This window comes from Vibrio sp. 2304 (assembly GCF_033339475.1).
Classification (GTDB): domain Bacteria; phylum Pseudomonadota; class Gammaproteobacteria; order Enterobacterales; family Vibrionaceae; genus Vibrio; species Vibrio alginolyticus.
Genome location: NZ_JAWOUQ010000005.1, coordinates 230,125 through 253,489, shown reverse-complemented (window position 1 = coordinate 253,489; position 23,365 = coordinate 230,125). Strand labels below are relative to the sequence as shown.

Below are 23,365 nucleotides of genomic sequence, written 5' to 3'. Positions count from 1 at the left end.
GTTGCCATCATTACACCATAAGGTATTTCCTTTGTCACAATTGCCGATTGAAGCCGTGATGCCTGAGTTGCTGACGGCGGTCAAAAATCAACATCAAGTGATCGTAAAAGCGGCGCCTGGTGCCGGTAAGTCGACTTACTTCCCTTTGCAGTTACTCTTAAATCATTCGGTTGCTGGAAAAATCATCATGCTTGAGCCAAGACGACTCGCGGCGCGTAACATTGCCCGTTATCTTGCTGAGCAATTGGGAGAACAAGTTGGTCAACGCGTGGGTTATCGAGTCCGTGGTGAGGCAAAGGTAAGCTCAGCAACGCAGCTGGAGATCGTAACCGAAGGGATCATGACTCGGATGATTCAAACTGACCCTGAACTGGATGGGGTTGATCTACTGATCTTTGATGAGTTTCATGAACGCAGCATTCATGCTGATACCGCTTTGGCATTCAGTTTAGAAGTTCAAGAGGCATTGCGAGACGATCTCAAGCTGGTGGTAATGTCGGCAACGCTTGACCAACAAGCATTACAATCGTTGTTGCCGGAAGCCCGTTACATTGAATCTGAAGGGCGGAGCTTTGATGTGGCAATGCGCTACCAGCCGTTAGGTGTGAACGAGCATTTACCTACGAGTATGGCAAAAACAATAGAAAGTCTTATGAACAAAGAGTCTGGATCTTTGTTAGCTTTCCTACCGGGTGTTGGTGCCATAAAACAAGTTGAAGAGCGGTTGTCTCATTTAGCGGATGATATCGACGTATGCCCACTTTATGGTCAACTGAGTTTTGCAGATCAACAAAAAGCGATTACGCCAGCAGAACAAGGTAAGCGTAAAGTCGTTCTAGCGACCAACATTGCAGAAACTTCACTAACGATTGAAGGCATTCGCCTCGTCGTTGATTCTGGGTTAGAGCGTGTTGCCCGCTTTGATTTGAAAAACGGTTTAACACGCTTAGAGCAAACACGCATTGCACAGTCTTCAGCGATTCAGCGTGCAGGACGAGCGGGACGAATAGAAGAGGGCATTTGTGTTCGTCTTTATTCTGAAAACCAGTTCAAGCAGCAACCGCTGGTTCCCCAACCCGAAATTTTGCATTCCGATTTAGCTAGTTTAGTTATGGAGCTTGCCTTTTGGGGAGCGAGTGATATCCACGATCTAAAGTGGCTTGATGTTCCCGCTAATGCGTCATTGGAACAAGCGAAGCAGCTATTGGTGTCATTGGGACTACTGACGGAAAAAGGGCAATTAACGTCCGAAGGAAAACAGGCGCATGAACTAGGCGTTGAGCCTCGTGCGGCTGCGATGCTAATTAAAGCGCAATCTTACAGTGATAAGATGTTAAATGCTGCTTTGGCGGCGGTCGCACTGATTGAAGAGCCAGAGAGAAATGTTACCAATATCGCTTATAGCTTGCATCGTTGGCTTGTTGGTACTCATCCAAAAAAGTCGATGTTGTTCAAGCGTGCTCAATCTCTGGCGTACAAATTGGATACGGTATTTGACCTGAAAGGCGTGGATGAAGATGCATTACCGCTGGTGTTAAGTTTGGCATTTCCAGATCGCATTGCACAGCAGCGCACAAATCAATTTGGGCGATTTACTTTGGCTAATGGTCATGGTGCAGAATGTCGTCAGGAAGACATGCTAGGTGGCTGTGAGTATTTGGTTGCCGTTGACTTAATGCGTTCTCATTCTAATTCAAGTCAAATTCATTCGGCATGTGAATTGGATGTCAATATATTGCGAACGACCTTTGATACGCTATTTTCGTCTGAAGAAGTAGTGGACTGGGATGAAAAAAGAGGCCGCCTAATAGCTGAGCGACAAACAAAACTCGGTCTGCTGGTCGTTGAACGCGAGCCGTTGCCAAGCCCGGGCAAAGAAAAAATGACACAAGCTTTACTCACGTATGTCCGCCGCCAGGGCTTACAGAGTCTAAACTGGACACCGGCAGCGGAGAGCTTGTTAGCTCGGATTCGTTGTGCGGTGGAATGGTTACCTGAGCAGTCATGGCCAATGTTTGATGAAGTCAGTTTGCTGGATTCATTAGAGGAGTGGTTAGAACCATACATGACGTCTGTCAGTTCGGTTAAAGACCTGAGCAAGATAAACTTGGTCGAAGCGCTTAATGCTCGATTAGGTTGGCCACTCAATCAACAACTGGATGAATGGTTACCTGAGCATTACCAACTGCCCACAGGTTCAAAGAAGCGTATCCGTTACCAATATGGCCATGAGCCGATATTATCGGTGCGTATGCAAGAAGTATTTGGGGAGAGTGGTTCCCCAACGGTGGCTCTTGGCCGCAAGCGTTTGGTGCTTGAACTGCTTTCACCGGCACAACGTCCATTGCAAGTAACGTCGGACTTGGCGGCTTTCTGGAACGGAAGCTACAAAGACGTTCAAAAAGAGATGAAAGGGCGCTACCCAAAACACGTTTGGCCAGATGATCCTGCCAATCATGTAGCAACAACGAAAACAAAAAGACAATTGAATAATGACTGACAGCAAGAAGCCTAGCGCGAAAAAAGCGCCAGCGAAGAAAAGTACAACCAATAAAGGAGCCGCAAAACAGACTCGACGTACGCCGAGTAAAAAGCCGACTAACGAGAAACGTTCGTGGTTGAAAGTTCTGTGGTCGTTTAGCTGGAAAGCTGGCGTTGCACTTGCCGCTGTTTTGCTGTTTGTTGGGATTTACTTAGATAGTGTGGTGAAAGAACGCTTTGAAGGCCAGCTGTTTGAGCTGCCAACGGTGGTTTATGCCCGTATCTTGAATCTAAGCCCTGGTGAGAATATCACCATCCAAGAACTGCGCAACGAGCTAGATGTGTTGAATTACCGTAAAGTGAGTCAACCTCGTTACCCAGGCGAATATTCCTCTTCTTCCACTCGGATTGAATTGATTCGTCGTCCATTCGAGTTTGCCGATGGTCCTGAGCCAGATCGTCACATTATGCTGCATTTCTCTGATTCCGGTTTGCAACGTATTCAGTCTTTAGAATCTCGAGGAGACCTTGGTTACTTGCGCCTAGAACCGAAGATGTTGGGCATGCTGGAGAAAGACCGTGATGAACAGCGCCTTTTCTTACGTCGTGATCAGTTCCCTGAAATTTTGGTGGATGCACTGCTTGCGACCGAAGACCGGGATTTTTATCAACATGACGGGGTGTCACCGCTCGCGATTGCACGTGCATTGGTTGCGAACATTAAGGCGGGTCGTACTGTTCAAGGTGGTAGTACGCTGACTCAGCAATTGGCAAAAAACCTGTTTTTGACTCGTGATAAAACACTGTGGCGTAAAGTTCGAGAAGCGTATATCGCGCTAATTTTGGATTACCGTTACAGCAAAGATCGTATTTTAGAAGCCTACCTAAACGAAGTGTACCTAGGTCAAAGTGGAGGTGAAGCGATCCACGGGTTTGGCTTGGCGTCGCGTTACTATTTTGGGCAGCCAATTCAGGAGTTGCGAATCGATCAACTGGCGATGTTAGTTGGGATGGTAAAAGGACCGTCTTACTACAACCCAATTCGTTACCCTGAGAGAACGAAAGAGCGTCGTGATCTCGTTCTGCGCCTGTTAATGCAGCAAAACATGTTGACTTCAGAGCAGTATGAACAAGCTGTAAGTCGTCCACTCGATACGCAAAGCAAGCCACGTATTGCGAGCCGTCAGCCAGCTTATTTCCAACAATTGAGCATTGAATTAAAAGAAAAAGTTGGGGAGCGATTTAAAGCAGAGACCGGACTGCGCGTATTTACGTCTCTGGACCCAGTATCGCAAAGCAAAATGGAACAAGCTATCGCGAAAAAGATCCCAGAACTAGCTAAACGGGGTGGTAAAGAGTTAGAAGCCGCTGCTGTGGCCGTTGATCGCCATAGTGGTGAAATCCGTGCGATGGTTGGTGGTAAACGTGTCGGTTATGAAGGCTTTAACCGCGCGCTCAATGCCAGTCGTCCAATTGGTTCTTTAGTGAAACCAGCGATTTACTTAACGGCTCTAGAACAACCGGATAAATACAACCTAGGCACGACGCTACACGACACGCCGTTAAGTCTGAAGAGCAGTAAAGGTAACGTGTGGACGCCGCGCAACTACGATAGAAAATATCGTGGTGATGTACCACTTTACATTGCTTTAGCGAAATCACTCAACGTACCAACCGTGCGCTTAGGTATGGCACTTGGCATTCCTGAAGTCTCCAATACTTTAGAGCGTTTGGGCGTGAACAAAGACGAAATTCGCCCAGTGCCTTCGATGTTTTTGGGTTCGTTTTCTTTGACGCCATTCGAAGTTGCACAGATGTATCAGACTCTGACAAATTCAGGTAAGCGTGCAAAACTGACCGCTCTGCGCTCAGTCATGGATATGGAAGGTAATGTGCTGTATCAATCCTTGCCTCGTTCATCAAGAGCCGTGGATGAACAAGCTGCATGGCTAACGACCTACGCGATGAAACAAGGGGTTGCTCAAGGCACTGGCCGCTTCTTACAAAGCCAGTTTGGTTGGGCTGCATTGGCAGGAAAAACGGGTACCAGTAATGACAACCGCGATAGTTGGTTTGTCGGTGTTGATGGTCGTGAGGTGACGACAATTTGGCTAGGCCGCGACGATAATAAACCCGTGAATCTAACGGGGTCGAGTGGTGCATTACGAGTGTACGCAGAGTACTTGAAGCAGCGTATTCCTGAGCGCTTAGAGCTCCCATGGCCAAGAGAAATCACCACATTAGGGTTCAAGCCTACATCTGATGGAGGTTTAGAAATGAACTGCCGTAGTGATTACAAACTGCCGGTTTGGGATAAAACCGGTCAGATAAAGCAACAGTGTGAGAAGAAATCAAACTGGTTAAATAGCATATTTGATTGGTAGCATCGCCAAATCAACAACATTAGCTTGTTTATCTGATTAATTCTTAGTACATATTAGGGCGTGTTAGTACAGTACTGCTAGCACGCCCTACTTGATCAGATATTCAATAAAGGAAGAAGTGAATGTTCAAAAAGCTGTTATCAAGCCCATCGGTTCGCAACTTTGCGCTTTGGGTTAGTACCTTTTTGATGATCACTCCTTCTGTTTCCCTCGCAAACTCTCTAACAAAAACGGATGACTTGGAACCTCGACCAAAGGTGGCGGTTGTGCTCGCTGGTGGCGGAGCGAAAGGGGCGGCACACATTGGGGTTTTAAAAGCATTGGAAGAAATGCAGATCCCTGTCGATATTGTGACCGGTACCAGTATGGGCGCCTATGTGGGTGGGCTCTATGCCACGGGGATGAGTGCTGATGAAATTGAGAGTTTTATCTACACCGTCGATTGGGGCAGCGGTTATCGAGATCGTGTTGACCGTAGCCAACGTCGAGTTCGTGACAAAGAGTATGAAGACCGCTATCAAATTAATACCGACCTCGGCTTAAGGTTCGGTGAGGTACGAGCACCAACGGGTGTGGTGCAAGGCCAGAACATGTTGCGAGTATTGCGTGAGACTACAGGGAACTTAGGGCGATTCGATTCTTTTGATGAGCTTGCCATTCCTTATCGTTCTGTTGCGACTGATATTCTTGCCCTAGAAGAAGTCGTACTGGGTAATGGTTACCTTGTTGATGCCATGATGGCTAGCATGTCTGTACCAGGAGCACTTCCTCCCTATAAGCTCAATGGTCATATGCTTGTCGATGGCGGCGTCGTCAATAACATGCCTGTCGATGTGGCTCGCGCCATGGGAGCTGATGTCGTTATTGCCGTCGATATTAGCACCGATTACAAAACCGAAGATGAATTTACGGGGCTGTTTACTGTCGCGGATCAACTCTCTAACTATCTCGTTCGTCGTAGTACACAACAGCAAGTGGACGAGCTTGAACCTCAAGATATCTATATTCGTCCCAATGTGGGCACCATGGAAACCGTCGAGTTCGACAAAATGCCTTGGGCTTTTCAAGCTGGGTACGATATTACCAAGCAGTTAAAAGATAAGCTGAAAGAGTTACGCTTGTCCAACGCGGACTATCAAAAATACATCGATCGCAAACAAGAAGTTCGTAAAACTTTGATTTATGGCGATCAGCGTGTGGTTGATGACATTGTGATTGTAAATAACACGCACTACAGCGATGTGCTATTGACGAATCGTATTGAATTAGAAACCGGACGTCGTATTTCAACGGCCGAAATTGAGAAAGCCGTTGAAAACCTCTACGCGTTAGATAGGTTCGAGCTCATCACTTATCACTTTGAAGAGGTGGATGGTGAGACATTGTTGGTTTTTGATGTTAACGAGAAGTCGTGGGGGCCTAATTATCTCAACTTCCGATTTTTTCTTGAAGATGACTTCGATACAGATAGCCAGTACGGCATAGGAATATCGACCAACTTTACCAATTTAAACTCTCATGGCGCGGAGTTGGCGTTCAACGTAGAAATGGGCACGGATAAGCTGATTGAAGCTGAGTTGTATTCCCCTGTTTTATCTAGCCAAGAACTTTTTGTATCTGGGCGTATTTCCTATGGCAGTGAGAGCCGAAACTTACCTTTAACAGAGCCTCAAGCACCAGATTTAGAGTCAGTAAATGACTTTTTTCCGGTCACTTACGATGATTTTACAACAGAGTTAGCGATAGGTATCCAACCCACATTGTGGCAAGAACTTCGATTTGGCGCTCGCTACTCAACCGGAGATATTGAGCTTTCTACTTTGGCTTCTGCTGGTAAATTGGATTTTGAACGTCGTGGCCTGTTTGCCAACTATCGTCTGGATACACTTGATGATTTCGCATTTCCGACTCGTGGACTGTTAGTCGATCTCGAATATTTAGTGTCTCATGATCAAAGTCCTCAAGGCGTTAGCCTTTTAGAGACTGACAAAATTATTGAAGATACCGTTTATGAAATCTCTGCACGATTTAAAGGTGCAGTGAGTCATCAGCGTCATACTTTAGTCGGACATGCTGAATATAGTTTTGTAGAGAGTAAAAACTCATCTTTACCGCTTGATCCCAGAGAGTTGGGCGGCTTCTTAAGCCTATCGGGAATCCCAAGAAATAGCCTGATCGGACAGAACTTATTTTTCAGCAGTTTGGTGTACCGATATAAGTGGTTTGATAATGATTTCGGATTGTTTGAAGCTCCAGTCTACCTGGGCGCATCGGTCGAATATGGCGGTGTTTGGTCTGATAATGATCTGAAACTAAACGAAGCGCCGCTTTACAATGCTGGCTCCATCTTCTTTGGTGTTGACTCACCAATAGGACCAATAATGTTGGCATACGGTCGTACTGAGCAAGATTTGGATGCTGTGTATTTGATCGTAGGAACATCGTTTAATTAACCGGGTATGAGAAAGCAAAAACTTGGCATATTTGGTCAAAATTAGCAGAACTTTAGTCGTAAGTTGCTATGTTGGTCAAAATGATAAGATTTTAATTTAAGGTTAAATTTGCTATTATTTTGCCCACAGTTTGGCCTCTACGGCGCTGTTTCTCAATCATAATTGAATGAAAACAAGGGCAATGGAGAGCCAAGTTTCCAAGGATGTTCACTCCTTTACTTTAACAATAGTAATAATAGAGGAGGAACCGCAATGAGAGGAAAAAGTCGTGCTTGAAGCCTACCGTAAACACGTCGAAGAGCGTGCTGCTGAAGGAGTTGTTCCTAAACCGCTAGACGCAGAACAAGTTGCTGGACTTGTAGAACTTCTGAAAACCCCCCCGCAAGGTGAAGAAGAAGTCATTCTTGACCTACTTGAAAACCGTATCCCTCCAGGTGTTGATGAAGCTGCTTATGTAAAAGCGGGTTTCCTAACAGCAGTAGCAAAAGGTGAAGTTAAATCACCATTAGTGAGTCGTGAAAAAGCGGCTGAACTGCTAGGCACTATGCAAGGTGGTTACAACATCGAACCGCTAGTTGAGCTATTGGATGATGAAGCACTGGCAGAGATCGCAGTAAAAGCGCTGTCTCATACGCTGCTGATGTTTGATGCTTTCTATGACGTAGAAGAGAAAGCGAAAGCAGGCAATGCGCATGCACAGAAAGTACTTCAATCATGGGCTGATGCTGAGTGGTTCCTTTCTAAGCCTAAGCTTGAAGAAAAAGTCACTCTAACCGTATTTAAAGTAACAGGTGAAACGAACACGGATGACCTTTCACCTGCACCTGACGCTTGGTCTCGCCCTGATATCCCAGTACACGCACTGGCGATGCTTAAAAACGAGCGTGAAGGAATAAACCCTGATCAACCGGGTACTATTGGCCCGATCAAGCAAATTGAAGAGTTAAAAGACAAAGGTCATCAATTGGTTTACGTTGGTGATGTTGTTGGTACTGGCTCTTCACGTAAATCTGCAACCAACTCAGTGCTTTGGTTTATGGGTGATGATATCCCTTACGTTCCAAACAAACGAGCTGGTGGGTATGTGCTTGGTGGCAAAATTGCCCCTATCTTCTTTAACACAATGGAAGATGCTGGCGCACTACCAATCGAAGTTGACGTAACTAAGCTCAACATGGGCGATGTTATCGATGTTTACCCATATGAAGGTAAAGTTTGCAACCACGAAACTGGTGAGGTTCTAGCTGAGTTCTCGCTAAAAACAGAAGTACTGATTGATGAAGTTCGTGCTGGTGGTCGTATCCCATTGATCATCGGTCGTGGTTTGACAGACAAAGCGCGCCAGTCTCTAGGTCTTGAGCCTTCGGACGTATTCCGCAAACCTGGTGAAATCGCAGATTCTGGTAAAGGCTACACGCTTGCACAGAAAATGGTTGGTAAAGCATGTGGCGTAGAAGGCATCCGTCCTGGAACCTACTGTGAGCCGAAAATGACGACAGTAGGTTCGCAAGATACTACAGGCCCTATGACTCGTGATGAACTTAAAGACTTGGCGTGTCTCGGCTTCTCTGCTGATCTTGTCATGCAGTCTTTCTGTCACACATCGGCTTATCCAAAGCCAGTAGACGTTAACACTCACCATACACTTCCGGACTTTATTATGAACCGCGGTGGTGTATCTCTTCGTCCTGGTGACGGTATTATCCACTCATGGCTGAACCGTATGCTACTACCGGATACTGTCGGTACGGGTGGTGACTCACATACTCGTTTCCCTCTAGGTATTTCATTCCCAGCCGGCTCGGGCTTGGTTGCCTTTGCAGCTGCGACAGGCGTTATGCCGCTAGACATGCCAGAGTCAATCTTGGTTCGTTTTAAAGGTGAGATGCAACCGGGTATCACACTGCGTGATCTTGTTCATGCCATCCCTTACTACGCGATTCAGCAAGGTCTACTAACGGTAGAAAAAGCGGGCAAGATCAACGAATTTTCTGGCCGTATCCTTGAGATTGAAGGCTTAGAAACGCTAACGGTTGAGCAAGCATTTGAGCTTTCTGATGCATCTGCAGAGCGTTCGGCGGCAGGTTGTACTGTGAAATTGTCTCAAGAGTCGATCGAAGAGTACTTAAACTCTAACATCGTGATGCTGAAGTGGATGATCTCTGAAGGTTACGGTGATCGCCGTACTATCGAGCGCCGCATTACTGCAATGCAAGAGTGGCTAGCAAACCCTGAGCTGATGCAAGCAGATAAAGACGCTGAATACGCACATGTGATTGAAATCGATATGGCTGAAATCAATGAGCCAGTACTATGTGCACCGAATGATCCAGATGACGCTCGTTTGTTGTCTGAAGTACAAGGCACAGCGATTGATGAAGTGTTCATCGGTTCTTGTATGACGAACATCGGTCACTTCCGCGCAGCAGGTAAATTGCTTGATAAGTTCAATGGCCAGTTAGCAACGCGCCTTTGGGTAGCGCCACCAACAAAAATGGATAAAGACCAACTGATTGAAGAAGGCTACTACGGTATCTTCGGACGTGCAGGGGTGCGTATTGAAACGCCAGGGTGTTCACTTTGTATGGGTAACCAAGCGCGTGTTGCAGATAAATCAACAGTAATGTCGACTTCAACGCGTAACTTCCCGAACCGTCTGGGTACTGGTGCGAATGTTTACCTGTCGTCAGCTGAGCTAGCTGCAGTAGGTGCAATTCTAGGTAAGATTCCAACCAAAGAAGAATACCTAGAATACGCGAAGCAAATCGACGCTACGGCAACGGATACGTACCGCTACTTGAACTTCCATAAAATGGATCAATACACCAAGAAAGCGGACGAAGTGATCTTCCAAGAACCGGCATAATCAGAAATGCACAATTCAAAAGCACCTCACATGAGGTGCTTTTTTTATGGGAGCAATTCGCTATACTCGCACCAAATTGATACGAAATAGGCAATCTCGGTGGAATTTGAATTCATTCGTAACACGTTGATGGGCGAGTACTACGTAAAATGTAGCATGGGACATGAGATTGTAGGGCGCTGGTTGCAAGAAGAAATTGGCAAAGATCCGATGAAGATTGCACAGGTTGAAAAGCTAATTGAGCGGTCATTTTTAGCGCCTTCTCAGGAGCATAACCTAACAGGCACGGAAATTAGCTTGATGATTCAGGGCGACGAAGTTCTTGTACAAGAAAACGCATTAGCCCATGAATATGATGTCGAGATGGAAAGTGAGTTCGACTTCTACAATGCAGAAAGTACAGCAAGTTGTGGGATAGAGGATTTCATGGCACTTATCGAACAGTGGAAAGACTTTTTGAACATTTAATGCACAGTTTTGGGTAACTTCTCTGCCGTTGCTTTAAATTTGTGAAAAGGGCGCACCGATATGGTGCGCCCTTTTTGTTTATAGATATGTAAATTGAGGTTAGTTTTTATTATTCAATAACTTAAAAACTTGGCACGTAGATTGGATTATAAGAAGTGTTTCAGGATGAAAGCTTCGGAGATAACTCAATGAAAATAATCAATGCCATTATTAAGCCGTTTAAATTAGACGATGTACGAGAAGCATTGGCTGATGTCGGTATCGAAGGGATGACAGTATCAGAAGTTAAAGGGTTCGGTCGTCAAAAAGGTCACACGGAATTGTACCGCGGTGCAGAGTATCAAGTCGATTTTCTACCAAAGGTGAAAATTGAAATCGCGACTCACGCAGACAATGTAGATCGCGTTGTTGAAGCAATTACAAAAGCTGCGCAAACCGGAAAAATCGGCGACGGTAAAATTTTTGTTTACGATCTGAACCAAGCGGTGCGTATCCGAACTGGCGAAATGGACGCAGAAGCACTTTAAGAATTCAAAGGATTGGAGATACTTATTATGGAATTAGCAACAACAGTAACCGAGTTACGTTACGCACTTGACACCTTTTTCTTCCTCATTTCCGGTGCGTTGGTAATGTGGATGGCAGCAGGCTTTGCGATGCTAGAGGCTGGCCTTGTGCGCTCTAAAAACACAACAGAAATTCTTACGAAGAACATCTGTTTGTACGCCATCGCATGTACGATGTTTCTGATTGTCGGTTATAACATCATGTATGTCGATAATGGAGAAGGAGGCTGGTTACCTTCATTTGGTACGTTAATTGGTACTCAAGGTGAAGGGGCCGACCACTCTTTAGAGTCTGACTTCTTCTTCCAAGTTGTCTTCGTTGCAACTGCCATGTCCGTCGTTTCTGGTGCGGTAGCTGAGCGCATGAAGCTTTGGTCTTTCTTGATTTTCTCTGCGATTTTAACTGCGTTTATCTATCCAATGGAAGGTTACTGGACATGGGGTGGAGGCTTCCTAGCAGAAGCTGGATTTAGTGACTTTGCGGGTTCTGGTATCGTACATATGGCAGGTGCTTCTGCTGCTCTTGCTGGTGTGTTACTGCTTGGCGCGCGTAAGGGTAAGTACGGTAAAAATGGTGAAATCTATCCGATTCCAGGTTCTAACATGCCTTTGGCAACGTTGGGTACTTTTATCCTTTGGTTTGGCTGGTTTGGATTTAACGGTGGTTCTCAGTTGATGGTTTCAGATTTTGAGAATGCTACAGCGGTAGGTCAGATCTTTCTAAACACTAACGCAGCAGCGGCTGCCGGTGCAATTGCGGCGCTATTCGTTTGTAAAACTACTTGGGGTAAAGCCGATTTAACGATGATTCTCAATGGCGCGCTAGCTGGCTTGGTTGCCATCACTGCAGACCCTCTATCGCCATCACCACTGTACGCGGTTGCGATTGGTGCGGTGTCGGGTGCACTAGTTGTATTCAGTATCATTGCTCTAGATAAACTTAAAATTGACGATCCTGTAGGTGCTATCTCAGTTCACGGTGTGTGTGGTTTCTTCGGCCTAATGGTAGTGCCACTGAGCAACGGTGATGCAACGTTTGGTGCACAGCTTTTAGGTGCCGTAGTTATCTTTGCTTGGGTATTTGGTGCCAGCCTAGTTGTGTGGGCAATCTTGAAAGCAACCGTTGGGATTCGCGTTACAGAAGATGAAGAAATGGAAGGTATGGACATGCATGATTGTGGTGTTGGTGCTTACCCAGAGTTTGTTACAGTGAAATAATCATTAGCTTGTAATAAATGGTTACACACTTAACACAATAAAACCTGCTCCGATGAGCAGGTTTTTTAATATTGGTCATTGTCTTCTTATTGAACATACATATAATAACGCAACTGATAAACGTTATCATTAGCATGGTAAAGGATTAAACAATGAAAAAACTGCTAACTCTTTCAGCACTAACTTGCGCTACTCTAGCTCCAACAGCAATGGCTGCTGAAGAAGTGAACGTCTACTCTTACCGTCAACCTTTCCTAGTTGAACCTATGTTCAATGAGTTCACTAAAGAAACTGGCATCAAAGTAAACGTAAAATTTGCTAAAAAAGGCTTAGCAGAAAAGCTAGCTCAAGAAGGTGAGTACAGCCCTGCTGACGTTATTCTTACGACAGACATCAGCCGTCTAGCTGAACTGACAAACAAAGGTTTAGTTCAGAAAGTCGATAGCAAAATCATTGAAGAAAATGTACCTGCTCAATACCAAGATAAAGAGAATGAGTGGTTTGCTCTAACTCTACGTTCTCGTAGCGTTTATTCATCACGTGATCGCGTAGGTAAACTAGGCGCAGATTTCAACTACGCAGACTTAGCTAAGCCAGAGTTCAAAGGTAAAATTTGTACTCGTAGCGGTAAGCACCCGTACAACGTTTCTCTAGTTTCAGCAATGATTGCTCACAATGGCGAAGCAGAAACCAAAGAGTGGTTGGAAGGCGTGAAAGCAAACCTTGCTCGCAAACCACAAGGCAACGATCGTGCACAAGTTAAAGCGATCAAAGAAGGCCTATGTGATGTTTCTCTAGGTAACAGCTACTACCTAGGTAAAATGGTTAACGACAAAGAGCAAAAAGCTTGGGCTGATGCAGTTTACATCAACTTCCCTAACCAAGAGACTACAGGCACTCACGTGAATATCTCTGGTATGGCGATGGCGAAGTACTCTCCAAACAAAGACAATGCTGTGAAGCTAATGGAATTCCTAACTGGTGACAAAGCGCAGCAAATGTACGCAGAAGTTAACTATGAGTACCCAGTTAAAGAAGGCGTGAAGCGTTCTGAGCTTGTGGAATCTTGGGGTGACTTTAAAGCAGACAAGCTTTCTCTAGACGATATTGCAGCCAACCACGAAGCGGCAATTAAGCTATTAGACGAAGTGAAATTTGACCTTTAATTCCTTGTGGGGGTATAACAGTACCCCCATTTGATTAAAGGATATGAGATGTATTTGCAACAGCATTTGTATTTCATACAGCCTTGCAGTAATTAGGCGATGAAAGATAAACACTCTTTATGGAAAACCAGTAGTGGGGTAATAACTCTGCTACTGGTTTTGCCGATCTTAGCGATCTTCTACACCGCAATTGGTGAAACGGATGATTTGTTTGCTCATTTAATGGCAACAGTCATGCCGACTTATATTTTTAACACGGTTGCGCTAACTGTTGGCGTAATGGTGCTGTCCTTAATTCTTGGTATTCCAAGCGCTTGGATAATGGCCATGTGTAAACTGCCGACCGAAAAATGGTTGCAGTGGGCATTGGTGCTACCTCTTGCGATGCCAGGTTATATCATTGGTTATATTTTTACGGATTGGTTTGATTTTGCTGGTCCAATTCAAATCTTTTTGCGTGATGTAACCGGATGGGGACCTGGCGAGTATTGGTTCCCTGACATTCGTACGTTGCCTGGCGCGACCTTTGTGTTAGCTTTGGTGTTGTATCCTTACGTGTATTTATTGTGCCGGGCTGCGTTTATGGAGCAAAATGTCTCTTTATTGCAAAGCGCGCGTTTGCTCAAGTGCTCTCCATGGGAAAGCTTTTGGCGCATCTCGATGCCGTTAGTAAGACCCTCTATCGCAGTGGGTTTATCATTGGTCGCAATGGAGACCATCGGTGACTTTGGTACGGTAAGTTACTTCGCGGTGAATACGTTAACCACAGCGGTCTACGATACTTGGTTGGGGTACTCTAATCTTAATGCGGCAGCCAAGATTTCTGCCATGATGCTCGTCATTGTAGTACTGCTTCTTAGTGCCGAACGATACAGCCGCCGTAAACAAAAGCTTTTTCAAAGCCAATTTAACAGTCACGAAGATTTTCGTTACGAGTTGACGGGCTGGAAAAAGTGGACCGCACTAGTTTGGTGCTGGGGCTTGGTTTCGGTCACGTTTATTTTGCCGCTACTACAGCTGATTGATTATGCGATCACTTATTTTGCGCAGAGTTGGACCTCAGAGTTTCGTGAATACGCATGGAATAGCTTAGTTGTGTCTGTTATTGCTGCGATTATTGGTGTTGCTGTCGCACTGATCGTTAACTTTACCCATCGAGTCAATGGTAAACGAGAAAGCTTGGCATTTATGCGTCTTTCTTCTATGGGCTATGCAGTACCAGGAACGGTACTAGCCATCGGTGTGATGGTCGCTGTGCTGTTTATGGATCATCGTGTCAACGACGTTGCTAAAGCCATGGAGTGGGGAAGACCGGGACTTATTTTTTCTGGCTCCATGTTCGCCCTGGTTTTTGCCATGGTTGTGCGCTTTTCAGCGGTGGCGATTGGTAGTATCGAAAGTAATTTAAATAAAATTTCTCCGTCGTTAGATATGGCATCGCGCACTATGGGTTGTAAGCCCAATGCCATGCTGTGGCGCGTGCACTTTCCGCTGGTTAAGCGCGGTGCACTGATTGCGGCTTTATTAGTGTTTATCGAGTCAATGAAAGAGCTCAATGCGGCTTTGTTACTTCGTCCGTTTAACTTTGAAACACTAGCCACATACGTTTATAACTTCGCCTCGGATGAGCATTTAGAATTGGCCGCTTTGCCAGCGGTCCTGTTGGTTCTTGTTGGGTTGATCCCGCTTGTTGTTGTTAACCGTTCACTGGAGCAAAATCACTGATGAGCTGTGCATTATCAATTAAAAACCTAACGTGCCAATATGATGATCAAACCGTACTCGAATCATTGTCTCTTGAGGTAGAACAAGGGCAGATTGTCTGTTTGCTAGGAGCTAGTGGCTGTGGGAAAACAACACTATTAAAGGCCGTTGCGGGATTATTGCCGTTAACGTCAGGCGAAATGAGTCTAAATTGCGTCACAATTGATGATGGGGAAAACTGGTTGCCGCCAGAACAGCGTAATATAGGGATGATTTTTCAAGATTACGCACTTTTTCCTCACTTGACGGTGGAGCAAAACATTGCCTTTGGCTTAAAGCAGTGCTCGACGAAAGAGAAAAATGCCAAAGTTCAAGAGATGTTAGAACTCGTGCATCTTCAAGGTTATGGCGATCGTTATCCTCATCAATTGTCTGGTGGACAGCAGCAGCGTGTTGCGATTGCTCGCTCATTAGCTTACAGCCCAGACTTACTGTTACTGGATGAACCGTTTTCTAATATTGATACGCAAGTTCGCCATGAGTTGATAAGTGAGATCCGTAAGATTTTTAAGGCGCAAGGCGTGACTGCCATTTTTGTTACGCATAGCCGTGAAGAGGCTTTTGCTTTCGCCGATAAAATGGCAGTGATGAACAATGGAGTCATCGAGCAATATGGCACAGCATCTGAGCTTTACTACCAGCCTTCAAGTAAATTTGTCGCTGATTTCTTAGGTGGTGGCAGTTACCTTGCTGCTAAACGGGTTTCGAATTCAGAATATGAAACCCACTTGGGTGTGGTTGAAGCCACGGCTCAACAGGATATTCCAGTACAGGCGGAGTGCTCTTTACTGCTAAGACCGCAGCATGTGCAAATTCAATCCGATGAAGATAGTTCGGTAACTGTATTGGAACAGCATTTTATGGGTGATCACTGCCGTTATGTGATTAACGCGAATGGTGATCGTTTGTTAGCTACAGCTTCGCAAGCATTAAATATAGGTGAGTCCGTCGCGGTGAAAATTGAAACGCAAGGCGTTCTGGCATTTGCTTAACGCTCCTGAGTATCTTTGCTATCTCGTTTACGACTTTCCAACATACAATAAAAAAGCCCGGCTGTGGAGCCGGGCAAGTGCTCTTCTCCTGTTGATGAGCGCCTTTTCAGACAGCGTCGACTCTCATCATAGTGCTCGAAGCGGGCACAAGGTTCAGTTATAAAGACAAGAAGTCTTTAAACTGTTGAAGAACACGTTCCGCAGTGTCCTTATCTTGCATCTCTGCAAAAATTCGTAGCAGTGGCTCAGTGCCAGAGAAGCGAGCGATGATCCAACCGCCGTTCTTGAAGTAGACTTTCGCGCCATCTTCATAGCTGACTTTTTCGATTTCAAACTCAAACTCAGGCAACTGTTTTTCAACATAAATTTTGTTGAACAGAACGTCCTTTTGCGCTGGTTTGAACTTACAATCGCCTTCTGCCATGTAGGCATAGCCGTACTTGCCGTAGATTTCATCCAGCAACTCAGACAGCTTCTTGCCGGTTACTGAAATCATTTCTACCAATAGGCTTGATGCGAATACGCCGTCTTTACCTTTGATGTGGCCGCGAATGGTTAGGCCACCAGAGCTTTCCCCGCCAATCAGTGAGTCATCCGCTTCCATTTGGGAACTAATGTGCTTAAAGCCTACAGGAACCTCAAAGCATTTCTCGCCATGATCTTCGGCGACTTTATCGAGAAGGTGGGTGGTTGCGATGTTACGTACCACGGAGCCTTTCCAGCCTTTGTATTCAAGTAGGTAGTAGTAAAGCAGCAGTAGCACTTCATTTGGATGAATGAAGTTACCTTTTTCGTCGATAATACCAAGACGGTCCGCATCGCCATCAGTACCGATGCCAATATCGTAACCTTGCTCTTTCACTAGGTGCATCAAACGGTAGAGTGTTGCAGCGCTTGGCGAAGGCATTAACCCACCGAAATCTGGGTTTTTGCCATCGTTAATCACATCAACGTCACAGCGGCCGTTGATTAATACGGTTTGCAGTGCGTTTTTCGCGACACCAAACATTGGGTCGATCAAAACACGTAAATTCGCCTTCTTGATCGCTTCGATGTCGATAAAGTCGATGATTGAGTCAACGAATTCGTTCATCGGATTGATGATTTCAATCAGCTTATCTTCAACCGCTTGTTCAAAGTCGACGCTTTTTACATCGTGCGCAGTGAGCGCGTCTATTTGTGATTCGATTTTTTGGGTGATGATTTCATCTGCGTCACGACCGCCTTCAATGAAGACTTTAATGCCGTTGTAATCGGCAGGGTTGTGTGATGCGGTAATACATGCCGAGTATGCGCAGCCCATTTCTTTCGCTTTAAACATTACGATAGGTGTTGGGACAAATTTGTCGATAAAGCTAACCACAATGCCGTTTGCTGCTAGAACTTCAGCGAACCAACGACCTGCTTTATCGGAAAGAAAACGACGGTCATAGCCAATCACAAAACCGCGATCAGCAACCGATTCGTTATTCGTGATGTTTGCAACTGCTTGAGCGACCAAACGTACATTATCTTTGGTGAACTCCTCACCGATAAATGCACGCCAACCGCCTGTACCAAATTTGATCATGATTCGATCCTCGATAAGAGCGGCATCCCACCGCGTCTTAAATCTTTGCTAGCGAACCGATGCAATTGTAAGACATAAGTGCACCGGATAAATCAAAAGGGGAGAAGGACTCCCCCAAAAGATGATTAACCTAGAGTAACGATAACTTCGTTTACTGAACCTTCCGCTTGAACTGGGACAGAGGCACCATTCACTGCATCACCGTTCACAGTAATCGACTTAACGCCTTTGCTTACTGAGTCTGGGTTAACTACTTTGATGTTGTACGTTGCACCTAGCCATTGACGAGTCACTTCGAAACCAGGCCAGTTCGTTGGGATACATGGATCGATAGTTAGGCCATCGAAGCCTGTACGCACACCAAGGATAAAGTTGGTAACAGCGAAGTAAGCCCAGCCAGATGTACCTGTTAACCATGGGTGGTTTGCACGACCGTGGTCTTGGTGGTCACGACCCATGATGAACTGTACGTATGAGTAAGGTTCTGCAATACGTTTTTCGATGATGTCGTTCTGGTTGTATGGGTTAAGTGCATCGTAGAACTTCATTGCACGATCACCACGACCCAGTTTCGCTTCAGCTACCCAAGCCCATGGATTTGGATGCGAGAAGATCGCACCGTTCTCTTTTACGCCTTGGTAAACACGAGTTACGAAGCCGATATCATCATTCGGTGTTGCAAAAGATGGTGAGTTTAGGTGAAGGCCGTATTCAGAGAACAGGTTCTCATCGACAGCGTCCATCGCTTTTTCGCCGCGCTCTTGAGATACCGCACCAGAAAGTACCGCAAGTGTGTTTGACTCTAGGTGTACACGACCTTCTTTTTGTTGCGCTGTACCGATCTTTTCGCCGTTTTTCGTTAGACCACGGATATACCAGCCGCCTTCTTCGTCCCAAAGGTGGGTTTCACACGCTTCACGAACGTTTGCTGCCATCACCGTGTATTTTTCAACGTCGGCTTCTTTCCCTAGGTATTTAGCTAGGTCGATGAACTCCTGCAGTGCCCAGAAATGTAGGAAAGACACCATTGACGATTCGCCGCCACCTAGGTTCAGACAGTCGTTCCAGTCTGCACGCAGACCTTTACAGATACCGGTTTGACCTACGTATTCAGCCGAGAAGTCTAGCGCGGCTTTCATGTGGTCATAAACCGTTGCATCGCCACCGTCGGCGTAAGGGATCACTTCGTCGAAGAAGCTGTGCTCACCGGTTTCCATCACGTACTTACAGATGGTTGGAACTAGCCATAGGTGATCATCAGAACAAGTGTCTTCGATGCCGTGAATTTTGTCTTCATCAGAAGGTGTTGGAACTACGGTTGGAGATTTAGATGGTTTAACATCAGCTTTTTCTGGATCAAACCAATCTGGATCGAATAGGTGTAGACCGTAGCCCGCTTTTACTTGGCCGCGCAGTAGGTCAACGATACGTTTGCGCGTCATTGCTGGGTTAGCGTGAGGAACTGAGATTGCATCTTGCGCTGTATCGCGGTAACCAAGACCAGTACGGCCTCCCACCTCGATGAATGAAGCAAAGCGAGACCACACCACACAAGTTTCCGCTTGGTATAACGTCCAAGCGTTGATCATGGTATCTAGACCTTCGTTTGGTGATTTCACTTGGAACTTGCCACAGCGCTCATCCCAGTGTGTTTTGATACCCGCAAATGCGTTGTCGACTTCTGCAAGGTCTTGGTACTTAGCACGTAGACGCTCACCGTTGCCTTTACCGATACCTAGAATGTAAGCAAAGCGAACTTCTTCACCCGGCTGAATAGTAAATTGCTTATGCAAAGAGCCACAGTGGTTGTAACACGTTTGTGCTGTATTGAAACACTTACCTTGTTCTACCGCTAACGGGTTTGCTTCGTCACGGTATAGGCCTAGGAAGCTGTCACGTTGGCCGTCGTATGAATCCGGGTCAAATGTTGAAGCTAGGTAGTAGAAGCCTTCGAAATCGTTGGTGTTGTAGTACAGGTCGTACTCGATCACGCCTTCGTTGTAAGCCGTACCTGCCGAGTACAGAGACATCTGATGGTTTTGGTTATCAGATTGAATGTGGCTGAATGAGAACTCAACAAATGAGAATGCACTGATCGTACGTGGTTTGCCAGAGGTGTTTTTAATCACTACATCCCAGATTTCAGCGTCTTCGCCTTTTGGCACGAACAGAGTTTTTGTTGCGGTAATACCGCTGTATTCACATTTGAACTTAGAGTAAGACAAGCCGTGACGAACTTCGTAGTTTGCTTCGTCTAGGCTCTTCGCAACTGGTTGCCAAGAGATTGACCAGTAATCACCTGTCTCATCATCACGCAAGTAAACGTAGTGTCCTGGGCGATCGAATGTCGCATTTGGACGGAATTTAGTAACACGGTTGTATTCTGGAGAGTTGTAGAACGAGTAGCCACCCGCGTTGTGCGAGATAACCGTACAGAACTTCTCAGTACCTAGGTAGTTGGTCCATGGTGCTGGTACGTCAGGGCGAGTGATGACGTATTCGCGATTCTCGTTATCGAAATAGCCGTATTTCATTTGTGTCTTTCCTTTTTACGAAGCTGCATCAGCAGCCAAAATTTAAAAACTCTTCAAGCGTGATGTTTCGACATCAGTTTTGTATTACTTCCACGGTTTACGGTAATTCACTCCCTGCAAATCAAGCAGAGGTAGATGGCCTTTCAAGCGTGATAAATAGTCGGTCCAATCTCGGTGTTGTTTGTCTGTCCAACATGCTTCTGCCATTGCAGTTAAACGAGGGAAGATCATGTAGTCCATGCGAGGTTGGTTATTGATAATTTCGCACCATAATGCTGTTTGAATGCCCCAAATGCGCTTACGTATTGGGTCGTCGGCAGGCACTTCAGCGAGCGGCTCGTAGTTGTAAGCTTTTTCTAGTGGCAGTGGGTTTGCCCAGTCCACGCCCGGTTCTTCAGGTGCGTAGTCTTGGGTCATATCTAGGTAAGTGGTTTGTGCTGGTTGCAGCACCACATCAAAGCCTTGGCGAGCACAGTTCAAGGCCGCTTCTTCGCTTAGCCATGAGTAGATCACCGTATCTTTACTGACTTTGTCGCCGTGTTGAGCTTCTTCCCAGCCCAGCATGCGTTTGCCCAATTTACGAAGTTTGTCTTCGGCATAACGTAAGAAGTGTCCTTGCAAATCTTTGTAGTCGCTGTAACCCAGTTGTTCCATTAGTGCTTGGCATGCTGGGCTTTTTGACCATACGCCGTTAGGTACTTCGTCGGCACCAATATGAACGTAAGGCGCAGGAAAAAGTGCAGAGACTTCTTCTAGCACTTTGTCGATAAATTCATAACTCCCCGGCAGAGCAGGGTTAATGACGTTGTCGTTGTAATGCTGAATACTGCGGTATTCGGTGGTATCTTCCGCTTCTACCAATAGGTGTGGTAACGACTTGATGGCGGCTCGGCAATGACCAGGTACATCAATTTCAGGAATGATGGTGATGCCGCGTTGCGATGCAAATTCGATAACGTCTTTGATGTCTTCTTGTGTGTAGAAGCCGCCGTAACGTTCATCAAAGTGCGTGTACTGTGGTTCATTGATCTCATCCAATCCGCGCCAAGCACCAATATCGGTCAGTTGAGGCAGTGATTTGATTTCAATTCGCCAACCCTCATCGTCGGTAAGATGCCAATGGAACGTATTGAACTTGTAATGAGCCAGTTGGTTGATCAAGCGTTTGACTTGCTTAACGGAGTGAAAATGACGAGCACAATCCAGCATCATACCGCGGTAACGAAAACGTGGCCTGTCCTTGATTGAACAACAAACTACTTCCATTGAGTTAGGTTGATCGCCAACTTTGATTAGTTGTAATAACGTTGCACAAGCATGGGTAAAACCAGACGAAGATCCTGCTTCAATTTTGATTGACTCTTCGGCTACTTTCAGTTTGTAAGCGCCTTCATCCAAGGTTGGGTTGCCTTTGAAGATGATCTGACTGCCATTGTCTGATGCGAACTCAAATTGGTGAATGCGCTTAAGCTCTTCAAGTAGCCATTCTTTAGCTGAATTGGCCAGGCTTGAATAAACCGCGACGCCAGCATGATGATCAAAGCTAAAATAGTGATCGCTGACCTCAATATGGTTTGGTTTTGGCAGCAAGGGCTGTGCATGGGTTAAACTTGCCGGAATCTCACTGCGTTCACGGTATGGTGAAGCTAATACGATAGGCGTGACATCCACTTGTGCGCGCTGTGGGTTTCCATCAACGACAAAGTTGATCATCGCTTCGTTAAAGCCATCCGAGTAATAACGGAATGGGTTCGAACCAATACTGAATTCACAGTAATAGTGATGGTTGGCAGCCAGTACCAGCCCTTCTGGCTTAAGTGTGCAAAAACTACCAATTTGAGTCAGTTGACCATTTGAAACGCTGTCTGGAAGAATGTAACGATCGAAAGCGAAAGTTAAGCTCCAGCTGTTCAGGTCTTGGTCGCTCAAGTTATGAAAGGTAAGGCCAAAGCGGCAGTTTTGTTTCTGCTCAGAAAGGACCACGAGATCAACACGATATTCCATATCTACTCCTACGCCGCACTGAGCGAGTAAAGGTTATGTTCTGGTTTGCCAGCAAACATAATTGCGCCTTCAATCGCGTCAAACTGTGGCTCAACAATCCATTGCTGAACTGGTGGTGAGAGCCAACGTAAAATGCGTTCAGCAATGCTACCCATTAAACAAATACGTGTTGCGCCGCGCTTGTTTAATGCCACGAGAAACATTTCTATATCCGCTGCGGTTTGCTTCAGCATTTCAATGGCCAGTGCATCGCCTTGTTCCGCATGTTGGAAAATAGCCGGAGAAAACTGCCCATAATCACGAGGAAGCGCCTGTTTTGACCACGCCACCACGTTGTCGACCTCATTTTCGAAATGCGTCATAACGTGTTGTGCTAGGGGCGTTTTTTCTCTGATGCCATCTTCAGCTAACAAAACTTGCTGAACTAGGCGTAGCCCCATCACTGCGCCGCCACCTTGATCCGAAATAGGGAACTCACGACCACCGACAACGTGTTGCTCCAATCCTTTAAGGTAGATGCCACAAGAACCGGTTCCCGCAATCATGATTGCGCCATCTTCGCCATTGTGCGCACCAACGCACGCACCGTAAGCATCGGTATTCAGAGTTATACTGGCAAATGGATGAGGAAGAGACATGAAGGCTTGCCAAGATGCTTTGTGCTCTGCGCCAGCAAGGGCTAAGCCGACGTGCATCGACGCGAAATCTTGTTGTGTCAGACCGCCTTGCTCGGTAGCCGAAGTGATGGATTCAAGAATCGAAGCCATTGCTATTTCAGCACCTAGCATGATGTTGGCACTGCCGCTTTTGGCCTCGCCAAGAAAATTACCTTGTGAATCTTTAATCCTGGCTCGACATGACGTGCCGCCACCATCGATACCGACAAAATACATTCCCAT

General features: G+C 45.9%; 14 protein-coding genes. 10 read left to right on the top strand and 4 right to left on the bottom strand.

Going from position 1 to position 23,365, the window contains the following annotated elements; genetic code table 11:
* Positions 1-31: 31 nt before the first annotated feature.
* The 10 genes from hrpB (at position 32) to R7P64_RS12460 (ending at position 16,358) form a co-directional block, all read left to right on the top strand.
* Entirely contained in the window at positions 32-2,500 is a 2,469-nt protein-coding gene (hrpB, locus tag R7P64_RS12505; protein ID WP_262580002.1) for an ATP-dependent helicase HrpB, read from the top strand.
* Positions 2,493-4,865, top strand: a complete 2,373-nt coding sequence (mrcB, locus tag R7P64_RS12500; RefSeq protein ID WP_017820402.1) for a penicillin-binding protein 1B — start codon at positions 2,493-2,495, stop codon at positions 4,863-4,865. Before hrpB ends, mrcB begins: the two co-directional genes overlap by 8 nt.
* A gap of 122 nt (positions 4,866-4,987) precedes the next feature.
* The gene (locus R7P64_RS12495; protein WP_033905586.1) at positions 4,988-7,318 is read left to right on the top strand and encodes a patatin-like phospholipase family protein; all 2,331 of its coding nucleotides are present in this window, start codon (positions 4,988-4,990) and stop codon (positions 7,316-7,318) included.
* Positions 7,319-7,586: 268 nt separating this feature from the next.
* Complete coding sequence (gene acnB / locus R7P64_RS12490; protein WP_256895660.1) at positions 7,587-10,184, top strand: bifunctional aconitate hydratase 2/2-methylisocitrate dehydratase; 2,598 nt, start codon at positions 7,587-7,589, stop codon at positions 10,182-10,184.
* A 99-nt stretch (positions 10,185-10,283) separates the two neighbouring features.
* Positions 10,284-10,652, top strand: a complete 369-nt coding sequence (locus R7P64_RS12485; RefSeq protein WP_054579081.1) for a YacL family protein — start codon at positions 10,284-10,286, stop codon at positions 10,650-10,652.
* 188 nt (positions 10,653-10,840) lie between these two features.
* Positions 10,841-11,179 (top strand): P-II family nitrogen regulator, encoded by a 339-nt coding sequence (locus tag R7P64_RS12480; protein ID WP_005386570.1) that lies wholly within the window; start codon positions 10,841-10,843, stop codon positions 11,177-11,179.
* 27 nt (positions 11,180-11,206) lie between these two features.
* On the top strand, positions 11,207-12,436 hold the full coding sequence (locus tag R7P64_RS12475; protein WP_047102648.1) for an ammonium transporter: 1,230 nt from the start codon (positions 11,207-11,209) through the stop codon (positions 12,434-12,436).
* Positions 12,437-12,588: 152 nt separating this feature from the next.
* On the top strand, positions 12,589-13,602 hold the full coding sequence (locus R7P64_RS12470; protein ID WP_005386566.1) for a Fe(3+) ABC transporter substrate-binding protein: 1,014 nt from the start codon (positions 12,589-12,591) through the stop codon (positions 13,600-13,602).
* Between the two features lie 99 nt (positions 13,603-13,701).
* Positions 13,702-15,327 carry an iron ABC transporter permease gene (locus tag R7P64_RS12465; RefSeq protein WP_318123570.1) on the top strand — a complete coding sequence of 542 codons (1,626 nt, stop codon included), beginning with the start codon at positions 13,702-13,704 and terminating at the stop codon, positions 15,325-15,327.
* A complete protein-coding gene (locus R7P64_RS12460) occupies positions 15,327-16,358 on the top strand; it encodes an ABC transporter ATP-binding protein (RefSeq protein WP_005380055.1) in 1,032 nt (343 codons plus the stop codon). The genes R7P64_RS12465 and R7P64_RS12460 overlap by 1 nt, the downstream gene beginning before the upstream one ends.
* 157 nt (positions 16,359-16,515) lie before the next feature.
* Here the strand turns inward: R7P64_RS12460 and R7P64_RS12455 are convergent, their stop codons facing one another.
* The 4 genes from R7P64_RS12455 to R7P64_RS12440 all read right to left on the bottom strand — a co-directional run bounded on the left by R7P64_RS12455 (position 16,516) and on the right by R7P64_RS12440 (position 23,365).
* Complete coding sequence (locus tag R7P64_RS12455) at positions 16,516-17,928, bottom strand: phosphoglucomutase/phosphomannomutase family protein (RefSeq protein WP_025768194.1); 1,413 nt, start codon at positions 17,926-17,928, stop codon at positions 16,516-16,518.
* A gap of 125 nt (positions 17,929-18,053) precedes the next feature.
* Positions 18,054-20,462, bottom strand: a complete 2,409-nt coding sequence (locus tag R7P64_RS12450; protein WP_154205055.1) for a GH36-type glycosyl hydrolase domain-containing protein — start codon at positions 20,460-20,462, stop codon at positions 18,054-18,056.
* Between the two features lie 84 nt (positions 20,463-20,546).
* A complete protein-coding gene (locus R7P64_RS12445; protein ID WP_064354278.1) occupies positions 20,547-22,466 on the bottom strand; it encodes a beta-N-acetylhexosaminidase in 1,920 nt (639 codons plus the stop codon).
* A gap of 8 nt (positions 22,467-22,474) precedes the next feature.
* Positions 22,475-23,365, bottom strand: a complete 891-nt coding sequence (locus R7P64_RS12440; RefSeq protein ID WP_213896079.1) for an N-acetylglucosamine kinase — start codon at positions 23,363-23,365, stop codon at positions 22,475-22,477.